The organism is Rodentibacter caecimuris (genome assembly GCF_001019715.1).
Lineage (GTDB): Bacteria > Pseudomonadota > Gammaproteobacteria > Enterobacterales > Pasteurellaceae > Rodentibacter > Rodentibacter caecimuris.
Genome location: NZ_BBXJ01000001.1, coordinates 800,385 through 813,570 on the forward strand (window position 1 = coordinate 800,385; position 13,186 = coordinate 813,570).

The window sequence follows — 13,186 nt, forward strand, 5'->3', positions numbered from 1 at the left end:
TAAACCTGTAACCAAATCAGATTTAATATTTTTTATCATTAATCCGCCAAACATGTTTGTATCTTTACCTTGGTAACAATTAAAAATCTAATAGCTCTTTTTCTTTTTCTGCTAAAACTTCATCAACTTTCTTAATAAATTGATCAGTAATTTTTTGAATATCCTCTTCCGCTTTATGCTGTTCGTTTTCACTGATTTCTTTGTCTTTTAGCAATGCTTTGATTTTATCATTCGCATCACGACGTACATTACGGATAGCGACTTTGCCTTGCTCACCTTCTGCCTTAACAATTTTAATTAAATCACGGCGGCGTTCTTCCGTTAATGGCGGAAGCGGTACGCGAATCGTCGTACCGGCAGAAGACGGGTTTAAACCGAGATCGGAAGTTAAAATCGCTTTTTCCACCGCTCCGATTAATGAACGATCAAATACCGTTACCGCAAGTGTACGCGCATCTTCCGCGACTACATTGGCTAATTGGCGAAGTGGTGTTGCAGCGCCGTAGTATTCTACTTGGATCGCATCTAATAAACTTGGTTGGGCACGACCTGTACGAATTTTAGCAATATGTCCTTTTAACGCTTCAAGGCTCTTATCCATACGATCTTGCGCATCTTTTTTAATTTCATTAATCATGTATTCTATTCCTTTTAGTAAAAATTAAAAACGCAACGATTGTACTCAATTCCATTGCGTTTTCCTAGTTCAATTCACCAATCCGATTCAATTAACAAATCGTTGTGCCTTCCGTTGTACCCAGTACCACATTGCGTAATGCGCCGGGTTTAACCATATTAAAGACACGAATCGGCATGCCGTGGTCACGGGCTAAGGTAAACGCGGCTAAATCCATTACCTGTAATTCCTTATCAATTACTTCTGCATAGGTAAGATGTTGATATAATTTTGCTTGTGGATTTTTAGCCGGATCGCAATCATACACGCCATCCACTTTAGTCGCTTTTAACACCACATCCGCTTCAATTTCAATGCCACGCAAGCAGGCAGCAGAATCGGTCGTGAAGAATGGACTGCCCGTTCCTGCCGAGAAAATCACCACACGTTTTTCCCGTAACATTTTAATCGCTTCCGACCAGTTATAAGTATCGCAAATACCGTTTAACTGAAAAGCCGACATTAATTTTGCATTCACGTCGGCACGATGTAGTGCATCACGCATTGCCAAACCGTTCATCACCGTAGCAAGCATACCCATATGGTCGCCCACTACACGATTCATACCGGCTTTCGCTAATTTTGCGCCGCGAAATAAATTACCGCCGCCCAACACAACACCAACTTCAACCCCCATCTCCACTAATTCTTTGATCTCTAATGCCATACGATCGAGAATTGACGGGTCAATCCCAAACCCTTCATCACCTTGTAATGCTTCACCGCTTAATTTCAATAAAATACGTTTGTAAATTGGTTGACTCATTGTCTTTTCCTTTTTGGGCTTAAAAAATTGCCCTATTCTATAAAATAACTGCGCAAGAGTGAAGATATTAGAGATTGAAATTCTCATTAAAAACTGGATAATAAGCGCATTTATTTCTCCATAGAGATAGTATGAACACCCTAAAAATACCGCTGATTTTAACCACACTTTGGATTTTTATTTGTGCCATGGTGGCAGGTTATTTCATACTGATTGGCACAGGAATGTTTCCTCAACCCAATATTGGATTCATTTTACTTGCCGCCGTCCTGATTCTTTTATTGAGTAGCAGTAAAAAAACGTTCTATTTTATTTTGTTGCCGATCGCCTGTGTACATGCGTTTTACACACCTGTCGGCCTCAATTTCGGCGCACCGAGCTATCAATATATTGCCTCGGTTTTTGCCACGGATATGTTGGAAACCAGAGAATTTTTATTGCAAATTCCGACGCTCGGCTACCTCATTGCTTTGGCTATTCCGATTTTAATATTTATCCAATATAAAAGTGCGGTCAAATTCAGCATTAAATTTTATCGTAACAAAACTTTTCTTACCCTGTCGGCATTACTTTTTGCTTATCATCTTCCCCTCGCCGCTCCCGTAAAAGAAAGCGTTAATTCAACGTTAAAAATTTATGATGAAGTCAAAAAACTCAAACAAATGTCGCATTCGCATAACTGGGGAAAATCAACTTTAGAAGATTCCCGCTACGATGATTATGTGTTAATCATTGGAGAAAGTGCACGCCAAGATTATCATCATGCTTATGGTTATCCCGTGAAAAACACGCCTTTTATGTCAAATGCAAAAGGTACTCTCATTAACGGATTCCGCTCTGCCGGTACCAATACAATCGCCTCTTTACGTTTAATGCTTACGCTACCAAACAAAGAAAAATGGGAACCGAACTATGATTTAAGTTTAGTGGATCTCATCAAATCTGCCGGTATTAAAACCTATTGGTTATCCAATCAAGGGTTACTGGGTGAATTTGATACGCCGGTTTCCTCTCTTGCTGCAAAATCCGATGAAACCTTCTTTTTAAAAAAAGGCGGCAGTTCCAACTCCACGAATTATAGCGATTTTGATTTATTACCCAAATTCGTCCAAATATTGGAAAACCCGACAGAAAACAAACGCTTCATTGTCTTGCATATTTACGGTTCTCACCCTTGGGCTTGCGATCGTGTGGAAGACTACCCGAAAATTTTTAAGGATGACGAAATTGATCCGAAATATGCCTATTTAAATTGTTATATTTCTTCTATCAAGAAAACCGATGAATTTTTAGAACGCGTCTATAAACAACTGCAACAAAACGCACAAAAAAATCACCGCACTTTTTCGATGATTTATTTCTCTGATCACGGGTTATGCCACCAAAAAGATGAAAAACATAATCTAATATTGTTCAATCAAAACTGCTTTAGCCGCAGCCATCACAATATTCCATTGTTTAAAATCGCTTCTGACGATACCGAACGTAAAGAATATAAGGTATTTAAATCCGGTTTGAATTTTGTGGAAGGCATTGCAAATTGGATAGGTATCAAAAATCCAAAACTCACAAGGGACGAAGATTTATTTTCTCCTGAAGCGGATAAAGATGATTTTGGGTTACAAAAACGGATCGATGAAAAATACGAAAAAGGAGATGATCCCGCCATTGATATTCGTCTAAAACGCAAATAATAAAAAAGCCGATATTAATTTATCGGCTTTTTTAATCTTTTAAAATAGAAGAATTAAGCGTTACCGCCAGTGATTTTCGCCACTTCTGCCGCGAAATCTTCTTCTACTTTTTCAATCCCTTCACCCACTTCTAAACGAATGAAGTTAGAAACAGAAGTATTGACTGATTTTAAGTAGTCACCCACAGATTGAGAAGGATCCATAACGAACGCTTGACCGGTTAAAGAAACTTCACCGGTGAATTTCTTCATACGGCCTTCAACCATTTTCTCTGCGATTTCTTTTGGTTTTCCTGAATTAATAGCTATATCGATTTGGATTTGACGCTCGTGTTCCACAACTTCGGCAGAAACATCTTCCGGATTGACGAAATCAGGTTTAGATGCGGCAACATGCATCGCCACTTTTTTCAATTCTTCAACAGAACCTTCACCGGCAACTAATACACCGATTTTCGCACCGTGTAAGTATTGTGCGATAACGTTACCTTCTAAGTAAGCAACACGGCGGATAGTCATATTCTCACCGATTTTCGCAACTAATGCTGCACGTTTTTCTTCAAAATGTGCTTGTAATTGTTCGATAGTAGAACCTTTATTTGCCGCTGCGTAATCAGCTACTTCATTGGCTAATGCTAAGAAACCGCTATCTTTTGCCACGAAGTCGGTTTCACAGTTCATTTCCACTAACACGCCGAAACCTGCTTCAACACGTGCAATAATAACGCCTTCAGCTGCCACACGGCCCGCTTTTTTCGCTGCTTTTGCTTGGCCGGATTTACGCATATTATCGATGGCTAATTCAATATCGCCGTTCGCTTCAACTAATGCTTTTTTACATTCCATCATACCTGCGCCGGTACGTTCACGAAGTTCTTTAACTAATGCTGCTGTAATTTCAGCCATTTTTCCAATCCTCTGTCTGAAAGTGCGGTTATTTTTTACCGAACTTTTTAGATAAAAATACAGGGGCAATTTCTCGCCCCTGTGCCAATTAATCGTTTGATTAATAAGGGCTTTCGCCTTATTGCAAAACTTAAATTATTCCGCTTCAACCGCAGCCACTAATTCTTCAGTCACCGCTGCTTCGTTGCCACGACCTTCTTTTACTGCCGCAGCTGCAGCCGTTAAGTAAAGTTGAATCGCACGGGTCGCATCATCGTTACCCGGAATAACGAAATCTACGCCGGCCGGAGTAGAATTGGTATCGACGATAGCAAATACAGGGATACCCAGATTATTTGCTTCTTTCACAGCGATATGTTCGTGGTCAGCACCGATCACAAATAATGCATCCGGTAAACCGCCCATATCTTTGATACCGCCAAGGCTTAATTCAAGTTTTTCCATCTCACGGGTACGCATTAACGCTTCTTTTTTAGTTAATTTATCAAATGTACCGTCTTGAGATTGCGCTTCTAAATCTTTTAAACGTTTAATTGATTGACGTACTGTTTTCCAGTTAGTCAACATACCACCTAACCAACGGTGATTTACATAATATTGTTGACAGTCTAATGCTGCAGCTTGAACGGCTTCAGACGCAGCGCGTTTTGTACCGACGAAAAGCACTTTACCGTTGTTGCTTGCAATACGGGTTAATTCCGCTAATGCTTCGTTGAATAATGGTAAGGTTTTTTCAAGGTTGATGATGTGAACACCATTACGGGCACCAAAAATGAAAGGTTTCATTTGTGGATTCCAATAACGGGTTTGGTGTCCGAAGTGTACGCCTGCGTTGATCATATCGCGCATTGAAACTTGTGCCATAATATTTTCCTTTTAATTGGGGTTGAGCCTCCACATATCAGCTCATCGACCGTTTGGCACCCCGATGAAGCCTTGGTGATATGTGTGTGTTATTTAAGTTAAAAATTTACTCTTTTCAGATAGAAAAAGAGTGGTGCGATTTATACCACAAAGTGCGGTTAAATTCTAGTTTATTTTTATTCGAAAATGCGCAATAACGATATTTATGGCATAGGAAAAATAGCACCTAATCCTACCGCACTTTGCGCCCCGGTAACCTCGGGCAAATTGCCTGTTTGGTGATTCATTCTTCGATAAGCCAACCATGCAAAAGCCGCTGCTTCCACATAATCCGCCTCCATACCAAATTCGTTAGTCGTAAAAATTTCCCAGTGCAATAAACAATTTGCAAGACGCTGCATCATGAATTTATTTTTTGCCCCTCCACCGCAAACCAGTAGTCGTTTTGGCAAGGTAGTATCAATACTATTCAGACTTGCGGTAATACTACTCACGGTAAATTCTACCAATGTTGCCTGTACATCCTGTGGTAAAAGTGCGGTTGAATTTGCTGCAATATGCTGAATTTTTTGTGCTAACCAAGGCAGATTAAATAATTCCCGCCCTGTGCTTTTAGGTGGAGCTTGTCGAAAAAAAGGCTCGTCTAACAAATGCTCTAACAAGGCTTCATTAACCAGACCTGTTGCCGCCCATTCACCATTTTTATCATAGGGTATGCCGCGGTGTTTTTCGATCCACTGATCAAGCAAAGTATTCCCCGTACCGGTGTCAAACCCGATAACAGGCTGATTTGGAATCAATAAAGATAGATTATTTATTCCGCCGATATTCAACACGACGGTGGCATAATTCGGATCAAAAAAAACCGCTTGATGGAACGCCGGCACGAGCGGTGCACCTTGTCCGCCAAATGCCATATCCTTACGACGGAAATCCCCCACCGTTGTTATATTGGTACGGGCGGCAAGCAAATTCATATCGCCAATTTGTATTGTGAAAGGAAATTGCCCTTGCGGTGAATGCCATACGGTTTGTCCATGGCAGCCAATGGCTTGAATGTGTTCCGCAGGAATCTGGCTAGACTGTAAAAAACGGTTTACGCAATCCGCATAAAGTAAGCCAAGTTGATGATCCAACTCACCCAACTGCTGTAATGTTGTCTCGCCCAACCGTACAAGTTCGGTTATTTTTTCACGTAAATCCTTTGGCATCGGGGTAAAATCCGATGCCACTAATTTGGGTTTGGGTAAACTAAAATCGACTAATGCAATATCTACGCCATCCAAGCTCGTACCGGACATAATGCCGATATAATATTTTGCATTCATTTTAATTGAGTATATAAGGTAAAGGTTGAATAGTCAGAATGCAACCGTCTTCCGGTAAACGGAAGGTTTGAATCGAATTAATATCATTGTTCATCACGACTTGTAACCATAAAACGCCCTCAATATTGACCGCACTTATAATTGTGCCGGTTTTGCGCCAGTGGCTTTCAAGCTGCATTTCAATTTCACTACCGACTTCAGGTGTTTCTTGGGTGTCACCTTTGAAAACAAACATCGCCCGCTTGTTTGCTCCGCGATATTTCGCCCGTGCTACGGTTTCTTGCCCGATATAGCAACCTTTAGTAAAGGAAATAGCCTGCTCGATAGCTTGTAAATTCATTGCTTGAGGAATCAATTCATTCTGCATTTTTGCACTTAAATGAGGAATTCCGGCTTGAATATCGGCAATATGCCATGCTTTCTCATCGGCATTGAAAGTCATTGCGAATGGGATTTCATTTAATAAAATCGCTCGCTGTTCATCAATTTCTAATGTAAAGAGCGGTTGAATTTTTCCGCATCTTTCACCGATCACACCAACAATTTGCCAATCACGTAAATCAAAGCTGACTTTGGAAAACACGGCATATTTTTTCAAGGCCTCTAGGGCACTTGGTAGCAAATCCTTGTTCACTAATAAAAAAAACCGCTCGCTACTCACTTTCAATAAACGAAAAATGGCATTCACTTTGCCTTTCGGATCACAATGTGCAGTGATCGTGCTCGCTCCGCTGGCTAATGCCACAACATCAGTGGTAAGTTGTCCTTGTAAATATTTTTCAGCATCCACACCATGCGCTTCTATCAATTGATATTGATTCAGTTGAATAAATTGAGTCATCTTCTCTCCTATTCCAAATTCTGAATTTGCTCACGCATTTGCTCGATCAGCACTTTTAATTCAACCGCTGAGGCAGTGATATCCGCATTAATGGATTTAGATGCCAAGGTATTGGATTCACGATTAAGCTCTTGCATCATAAAATCCAATTTACGCCCGACAGCTCCCCCTTTTTTTAAGATATTCGCCGTTTCTTTTACGTGCATTTGCAGGCGATCAAGTTCTTCCGCAACATCCACACGCTGCGCCAATAAAACCATTTCCTGTTCCACGCGCTGCGGTTCAAGACTAATTTTCGCCTCTTCAAAACGCTGTATTAAACGCTCACGTTGCCATTGCAAAATCTCCGGCATTTGTGACCGCACTTTGTCCGCCTCTATGCCAATAGCCTCTAAACGTTGTTGAATAATTGTTTGTAATTTATCCCCTTCACGAGCACGCATAGCAATAAATTCTTTTAGCAGCTCATCAAAAGCAGCCAATAAATCTTGGCTAATCGCATCTAAATCCTGTTCCTGCGCTTCCACTACACCGGGATAACGCAATACATCCGTTAAATTAATTTCGCCCTCGCCGGCTTGTGCTTTCAGCCACTGCAAAGATTGAAGCACCTGATTTGCTAATTCCCGATTAATATTAAGTTCGCTATTCGTTTGTTTTTTGCTTTCAATACGTAAAGAACATTCGATTTTACCACGCGTCAAATTTTGACGAAGTTTCTCACGTAAAACATTTTCCAAACCGCGAAATTGCTCCGGTAATCGAAAGAAATTTTCCAAATAACGTTGATTTACCGAGCGGATTTCCCACACCGCATCACCCCAATCTTTTTTCAATTCGAGCCGGGCAAAGGCTGTCATACTATAAATCATAAGAACTCCTGATTTTCTGTCTTAGTTGATTTGTCAATTATTGTAACGAGAAAGCGTAATGAATTCTAAAAATATTTTTATCAGCAAGATGTTTACATGGTGTAAATTTTAAAATACAATCGCCGTAAATTTTAAATTACACTCAAGGAAAGAAAATGAACAAAACGGTTGGTAGTACTTTACTTGTTTCCGGCACGATGATTGGTGCAGGAATGTTGGCAATGCCTCTCACATCTGCCGGAATCGGTTTCGGTTTTACGTTAGTTTTATTATTGGCACTTTGGACATTGCTCACTTTTACAGCGTTGTTATTTGTGGAACTCTACCAAACCGCTGAAAGCGATGCGGGCATTGGCACGCTGGCAGAACAATATTTCGGAAAATTCGGGCGGATTGTCGCCACTGCGGTACTTATTATCTTTTTATATGCCCTCATTGCGGCCTATGTCAGTGGTGGCGGTTCTCTATTAAATGATTTATTGCCGGAAAGTTTCGATAATAAAATCAGTATCTTATTGTTCACTGTCATTTTTGGGTCGTTTATTGTGATCGGCACGCACAGTGTAGATAAAATTAATCGCCTACTCTTTTTTGTGATGCTTGCCTCTTTTGTGATCGTACTGGGATTAATGCTGCCTGAAATTAAAATGGATAATTTATTAGCCATGCCTATTGATAATGCATTGATCATTTCTGCCAGCCCGGTATTTTTTACCGCGTTTGGTTTCCACGGTTCTATTCCAAGTTTGAATAAATACTTAGGTGGGAATGTAAAAGCTTTGCGTATTTCGATTCTAGTCGGTTCGAGTATTACTCTGGGTGCTTATATTTTATGGCAACTATCCACCCACGGCTTGCTCACACAAAATGAGTTTTTACAGATATTAAAAGAAGACGCCACATTAAACGGTTTGGTAAAAGCGACACTTGCCATCACCGGTAGTTCTGTGATCACAAGTGCGGTCAAATTATTCTCAACTTTAGCCTTGGTGACCTCTTTCTTAGGCGTGGGGTTAGGTTTACTAGAATGTATAGAGGATCTATTAAAGCGTTCTTTTAATATTTCCGCAGGGCGAATTTCCCTCGGATTGCTCACCTTTATTCCACCGCTTGCTTTCGCCTTATTCTATCCGGAAGGTTTCATCTTGGCATTGGGCTATGCCGGTCAAATGTTCGCCTTCTATGCAGTGGTATTACCGGTTAGCCTTGTATGGAAAGCACGCCGTATGCATCCAGCTCTTCCATACCGCGTATGGGGTGGCAATTTAACCTTGCTTATCGTACTCGTGCTTGGTGTGGTAATCACGTCTATTCCGTTCGCAATCCGTGCCGGTTACTTACCTTTTGTTGTAGGTTAATAAAACACGGTAAAATCCAACCGCACTTTGCCCTATTTGACGCCTCAAATTCTATTTCGAGGCGTCATTTTATTTTTACCCGATATAATAAAAAAGGTAACCTGTCGGTTACCTTTTATTATTTAATAACTTTAATTGTGCATCCAAGCGTCTAAGAAACTACGCAGAATCTCCGAGCGGCTCGGGTGGCGGAGCTTACGCAAGGCTTTGGCTTCAATTTGACGAATACGTTCACGCGTGACATCAAATTGTTTGCCGACTTCTTCAAGGGTATGATCGGTATTCATATCAATACCGAAACGCATACGTAATACTTTAGCCTCGCGTGGCGTTAAACCTTCCAATACATCTTGTATCGCCACTCTCAAGCTCTGTGCCGTCGCCGAATCCAATGGTGATTCAAGGGTATTGTCCTCAATAAAATCACCTAAATGTGAATCATCGTCATCACCAATTGGCGTTTCCATAGAAATCGGTTCTTTGGCGATTTTCAACACTTTACGAATTTTATCTTCCGGCATTCCCATCCGATCCGCTAGTTCCTCCGGTGTCGCTTCACGCCCCATTTCCTGCAACATTTGGCGAGAGATACGATTGAGCTTATTGATGGTTTCAATCATATGAACCGGAATACGAATAGTACGTGCCTGATCCGCAATAGAACGTGTAATCGCTTGACGAATCCACCACGTTGCATAAGTAGAAAATTTGTAACCGCGACGGTATTCAAATTTATCCACCGCTTTCATCAAACCAATATTACCTTCTTGAATTAAATCCAAAAATTGTAAGCCGCGGTTGGTATATTTTTTGGCAATAGAAATCACTAAGCGGAGGTTCGCCTCTACCATTTCTTTTTTCGCACGGCGTGCTTTCTGTTCACCACGCGCCACCGCATCACAAATTGTACGCATCTGTTGGATGGTCAAGTTTGAATTTTCTTCAAATGTCACCAAATTGGTCAGTGCTTGACGGACACGATCTTCGTATTTTGTTAAACGTTTTGCCCATGGTTTAGAGGATTTTAAGGCTTTATCCAACCAAGCATCACTACTTCCGAACTTAATAATAATGGCTTCGAATTCATCTTTCGGCATACCTGCAATATCAACCAATACTTTTTGTAATTGGCGTTCTTCGGTACGCACACGTTTCATGATATTTTTTATCAATAAAACAAGCTGATCGAATTGTTTCGGAACAAGACGGAATTGTTTAAAAATTTCAGCAAGGATAACCACTTGCTCCTGTGCCTTTTTGTGGTTACGACCATATTTGGTAATTGCCGCAAGCGTTTTTATGTGTTGTTCTTTTAATGCAGTAAATTTTTCACGGGCAACCTCAGGGTCAATACTGTTATCCGAATCGCTTTTATCTGAAGCCGAATCTCCCTCATCTTCTTCCTCTTCACTATCATCCACATCGGTGTCGGTATCATAGTCTTCTTCGTCTTCATCAAAATCTTCAGATAGTTCCGGAGTATCCTCTTCGGTCGCATTCGGATCGACAAAACCGGTAATAAGATCCGCAAGACGAACGTGTCCGTCTTCTACTTGATCATATTGAGCCAATAAATCCGAAAGTGCTTCCGGATAAGCGGCAATTGAAGTTTGAACTTCATCAATACCTTCTTCAATGCGTTTAGCAATGCTAATTTCATCTTCACGGGTCAGCAAATCCACCGTCCCCATCTCTCGCATATACATACGGACAGGATCGGTTGTACGACCAATTTCAGACTCCACATTGGACAGAATTTGTGTGGCTTCTTCCACTGCGTCTTCATCCGGAATCGTGTCATTTAAGATCATGTCATCACTTTCCGGCGGTTCATCCAACACCGGAATACCCGCATCATTTTGCAAGGTTTGTAGTAATTTATCGTAATATTCAGGGTCAATCACATCTTCTGGCAATAAGTCGTTAATTTCCGCATAGGTTAAATAGCCCTGCGTACGACCTAATTCCATCAGTTGTTCAATTTGCTCTGAATATTGTTCAGCAGTAGATTGTTGGTTTTGTTCCATTTTCATACCCGTGTCGCATTATTTTATGGATGAATTTTTCGCTTAAGCGAAGAATTTTATCATTGTTACTGAGGATTAACTAACTGTTTTTTCTGTTCTTCTTTACTCGTAAGTAGTGTGACAAGCATTTCTCTTTCTTGCTCGGTTAATCCTTCAGCTCGTTCTTTGGCAATGAGCATTTCAATATTCCGCTCAATAGCCTGAATGTTCAAACGGCGATAATTTTGTGAAAAAGCATTAATAATTTCCGTATCATCTAGTAAATGCTCCCAAGTCGCCAAAATTTCAAGGGGGCGACTATATTCCGTATCGCGAAAATATTCTAAAATTTGTCCGACAGTAATCCCTTCCCTTGCCCGGCAAAGTGCGGTCAATTTTTCCAATAAATCGTAACCCGCCTCTGCGCGTAGTGCGACAAGACCGGATTCGGTAATACGATTAACCAAATACGTATTTTGCAATAAAAGTGAAATCAATACACGCATTGGCGTTTGTTTAATTTTTGGTTGTGAATCCGCTCTCTTTACCTTGTGATTTTCCACTTGTTTTGGGATTAAACTCTCTAGTTGCGATTCGTTAAAAATACCTAATTTTTGCGCCAACGTATTGCGTAAAGATAGACGTAATGCCTCACCCGGAATTTGTCGAATTAACGGTACGGCAAGTGCGACTAATTTACTTCGTCCCTCTTTAGTGGAAAAATCCACTTGCGGATTTAAATGGGCGAACAAAAATTCCGTGAGTGATTGCGCACTTTCGATATATTCTTCAAATTTTGCTTTACCATATTGGCGGACATAAGTGTCCGGATCTTCGCCATCCGGCAAAAAAATGAATTTAATTTGTCGCCCGTCTTCCAAATAAGGTAAAGCATTTTCCAAGGCACGCCACGCGGCATCCCTACCCGCTCTGTCACCGTCATAACAACAAATAACCTGTTCTGTGGATCGAAAAAGCAGTTGAATTTGTTCTGATGTTGTCGAAGTACCAAGAGAGGCAACCGCATAATCCACACCGAACTGCGCTAACGCCACAACATCCATATACCCTTCAACCACCAGCAATTTTTGCGGTTCATCATTCATTTGTAGCGCTTCGTATAAACCGTAAAGTTCATTGCCTTTATGATAAGTAATCGTTTCCGGTGAATTGAGATATTTGGGTTTCTCATCACCTAAAACTCGTCCTCCGAACGCTACCGTACGCCCGCGTTTATCCCGAATGGGGAACATAATCCGGTTACGGAACTTATCATAAATATTGCCCCGATCATTGCGAGAGAGCATACCAAGATCGAGTAACTTTTGCTGTTCTTCACGGTTGACGGCAAACTTGCGGAGAACGCTATCCATTGCATTTGGCACAAACCCAATTTGAAATCGTTCAATCACTTCTGCAGAAAGCCCGCGCTGTTGCAGATAGCTCTGTGCCGGAATATTCAAGGGTAATTGTGCTTGGTAGAATTTAGCAATTTCTTGCATTAACTCATATAAATTACGCTTAGTCTGATAGTTTGCTTGCGGTCGCTGGTTAGCGGAATTATTACGTTTTTCATAAGGTACTTCCAAGCCAGCCATTGCCGCAAGTTCTTCAATTGCCTCAACAAATTCTAATTTGTCATAATCCATCAAAAAGGAAATCGCATTACCGTGTGCACCACAACCGAAGCAATGATAAAATTGCTTCTTTTCACTCACTGTAAAAGACGGCGTTTTTTCGTGATGGAAAGGACAACACGCTTGGTAGTCCCGCCCGGCTTTCTTGAGTTTGATGCGTGAATTGATCACATCAATAATGTTGGATTTTGTCAGCAAATCATCAATAAACGGGCGCGGAATTAAGCCTTTCATCGCTT

At 40.9% G+C, this 13,186-nt stretch carries 11 protein-coding genes; 2 read left to right on the plus strand and 9 right to left on the minus strand.

Going from position 1 to position 13,186, the window contains the following annotated elements:
• Positions 1 to 79: 79 nt before the first annotated feature.
• Positions 80 to 637 (minus strand): ribosome recycling factor, encoded by a 558-nt coding sequence (frr, locus tag PNEUHYL_RS03835; RefSeq protein WP_059365944.1) that lies wholly within the window; start codon positions 635 to 637, stop codon positions 80 to 82.
• Positions 638 to 728: 91 nt separating this feature from the next.
• Positions 729 to 1,442: a UMP kinase gene (pyrH, locus tag PNEUHYL_RS03840; protein WP_059365945.1), complete on the minus strand. Its 714-nt coding sequence runs from the start codon at positions 1,440 to 1,442 to the stop codon at positions 729 to 731.
• 131 nt (positions 1,443 to 1,573) lie between these two features.
• Here pyrH and PNEUHYL_RS03845 point away from each other — a divergent pair, with 131 nt between their 5' ends.
• Positions 1,574 to 3,136 carry a phosphoethanolamine transferase gene (locus PNEUHYL_RS03845; protein WP_059365946.1) on the plus strand — a complete coding sequence of 521 codons (1,563 nt, stop codon included), beginning with the start codon at positions 1,574 to 1,576 and terminating at the stop codon, positions 3,134 to 3,136.
• Between the two features lie 53 nt (positions 3,137 to 3,189).
• Here the strand turns inward: PNEUHYL_RS03845 and tsf are convergent, their stop codons facing one another.
• From tsf to PNEUHYL_RS03870, 5 genes are all read right to left on the minus strand, one after another.
• Positions 3,190 to 4,041, minus strand: coding sequence for a translation elongation factor Ts (gene tsf, locus PNEUHYL_RS03850; RefSeq protein WP_059365947.1), 852 nt, complete (start codon positions 4,039 to 4,041; stop codon positions 3,190 to 3,192).
• A gap of 135 nt (positions 4,042 to 4,176) precedes the next feature.
• Positions 4,177 to 4,905 carry a 30S ribosomal protein S2 gene (gene rpsB / locus PNEUHYL_RS03855; RefSeq protein ID WP_059365948.1) on the minus strand — a complete coding sequence of 243 codons (729 nt, stop codon included), beginning with the start codon at positions 4,903 to 4,905 and terminating at the stop codon, positions 4,177 to 4,179.
• Positions 4,906 to 5,108: 203 nt separating this feature from the next.
• The gene (locus tag PNEUHYL_RS03860) at positions 5,109 to 6,233 is read right to left on the minus strand and encodes an anhydro-N-acetylmuramic acid kinase (RefSeq protein WP_059365949.1); all 1,125 of its coding nucleotides are present in this window, start codon (positions 6,231 to 6,233) and stop codon (positions 5,109 to 5,111) included.
• Between the two features lies 1 nt (position 6,234).
• Positions 6,235 to 7,074, minus strand: a complete 840-nt coding sequence (gene ygfZ / locus PNEUHYL_RS03865; protein WP_059365950.1) for a CAF17-like 4Fe-4S cluster assembly/insertion protein YgfZ — start codon at positions 7,072 to 7,074, stop codon at positions 6,235 to 6,237.
• Between the two features lie 8 nt (positions 7,075 to 7,082).
• Positions 7,083 to 7,946 carry a YicC/YloC family endoribonuclease gene (locus PNEUHYL_RS03870; RefSeq protein ID WP_059365951.1) on the minus strand — a complete coding sequence of 288 codons (864 nt, stop codon included), beginning with the start codon at positions 7,944 to 7,946 and terminating at the stop codon, positions 7,083 to 7,085.
• Positions 7,947 to 8,101: 155 nt separating this feature from the next.
• Here PNEUHYL_RS03870 and PNEUHYL_RS03875 point away from each other — a divergent pair, with 155 nt between their 5' ends.
• On the plus strand, positions 8,102 to 9,304 hold the full coding sequence (locus PNEUHYL_RS03875) for an aromatic amino acid transport family protein (protein ID WP_059365952.1): 1,203 nt from the start codon (positions 8,102 to 8,104) through the stop codon (positions 9,302 to 9,304).
• Between the two features lie 131 nt (positions 9,305 to 9,435).
• Here the strand turns inward: PNEUHYL_RS03875 and rpoD are convergent, their stop codons facing one another.
• The gene (rpoD, locus tag PNEUHYL_RS03880) at positions 9,436 to 11,331 is read right to left on the minus strand and encodes an RNA polymerase sigma factor RpoD (protein ID WP_059368811.1); all 1,896 of its coding nucleotides are present in this window, start codon (positions 11,329 to 11,331) and stop codon (positions 9,436 to 9,438) included.
• 65 nt (positions 11,332 to 11,396) lie between these two features.
• Entirely contained in the window at positions 11,397 to 13,181 is a 1,785-nt protein-coding gene (gene dnaG, locus PNEUHYL_RS03885) for a DNA primase (RefSeq protein ID WP_059365953.1), read from the minus strand.
• Between the last annotated feature and the right edge of the window lie 5 nt (positions 13,182 to 13,186).

What these genes read in the sequence shown, in the direction of transcription:
- PNEUHYL_RS03870 (WP_059365951.1), bottom strand. Translation starts at nt 7,946, where the DNA reads ATGATTTATAGTATGACAGCCTTTGCCCGGCTCGAATTGAAAAAAGAT.
- rpoD (WP_059368811.1), bottom strand. Translation starts at nt 11,331, where the DNA reads ATGGAACAAAACCAACAATCTACTGCTGAACAATATTCAGAGCAAATT.
- dnaG (WP_059365953.1), bottom strand. Translation starts at nt 13,181, where the DNA reads ATGAAAGGCTTAATTCCGCGCCCGTTTATTGATGATTTGCTGACAAAA.
- PNEUHYL_RS03845 (WP_059365946.1), top strand. Translation starts at nt 1,574, where the DNA reads ATGAACACCCTAAAAATACCGCTGATTTTAACCACACTTTGGATTTTT.
- frr (WP_059365944.1), bottom strand. Translation starts at nt 637, where the DNA reads ATGATTAATGAAATTAAAAAAGATGCGCAAGATCGTATGGATAAGAGC.
- PNEUHYL_RS03860 (WP_059365949.1), bottom strand. Translation starts at nt 6,233, where the DNA reads ATGAATGCAAAATATTATATCGGCATTATGTCCGGTACGAGCTTGGAT.
- PNEUHYL_RS03875 (WP_059365952.1), top strand. Translation starts at nt 8,102, where the DNA reads ATGAACAAAACGGTTGGTAGTACTTTACTTGTTTCCGGCACGATGATT.
- ygfZ (WP_059365950.1), bottom strand. Translation starts at nt 7,074, where the DNA reads ATGACTCAATTTATTCAACTGAATCAATATCAATTGATAGAAGCGCAT.
- tsf (WP_059365947.1), bottom strand. Translation starts at nt 4,041, where the DNA reads ATGGCTGAAATTACAGCAGCATTAGTTAAAGAACTTCGTGAACGTACC.
- pyrH (WP_059365945.1), bottom strand. Translation starts at nt 1,442, where the DNA reads ATGAGTCAACCAATTTACAAACGTATTTTATTGAAATTAAGCGGTGAA.
- rpsB (WP_059365948.1), bottom strand. Translation starts at nt 4,905, where the DNA reads ATGGCACAAGTTTCAATGCGCGATATGATCAACGCAGGCGTACACTTC.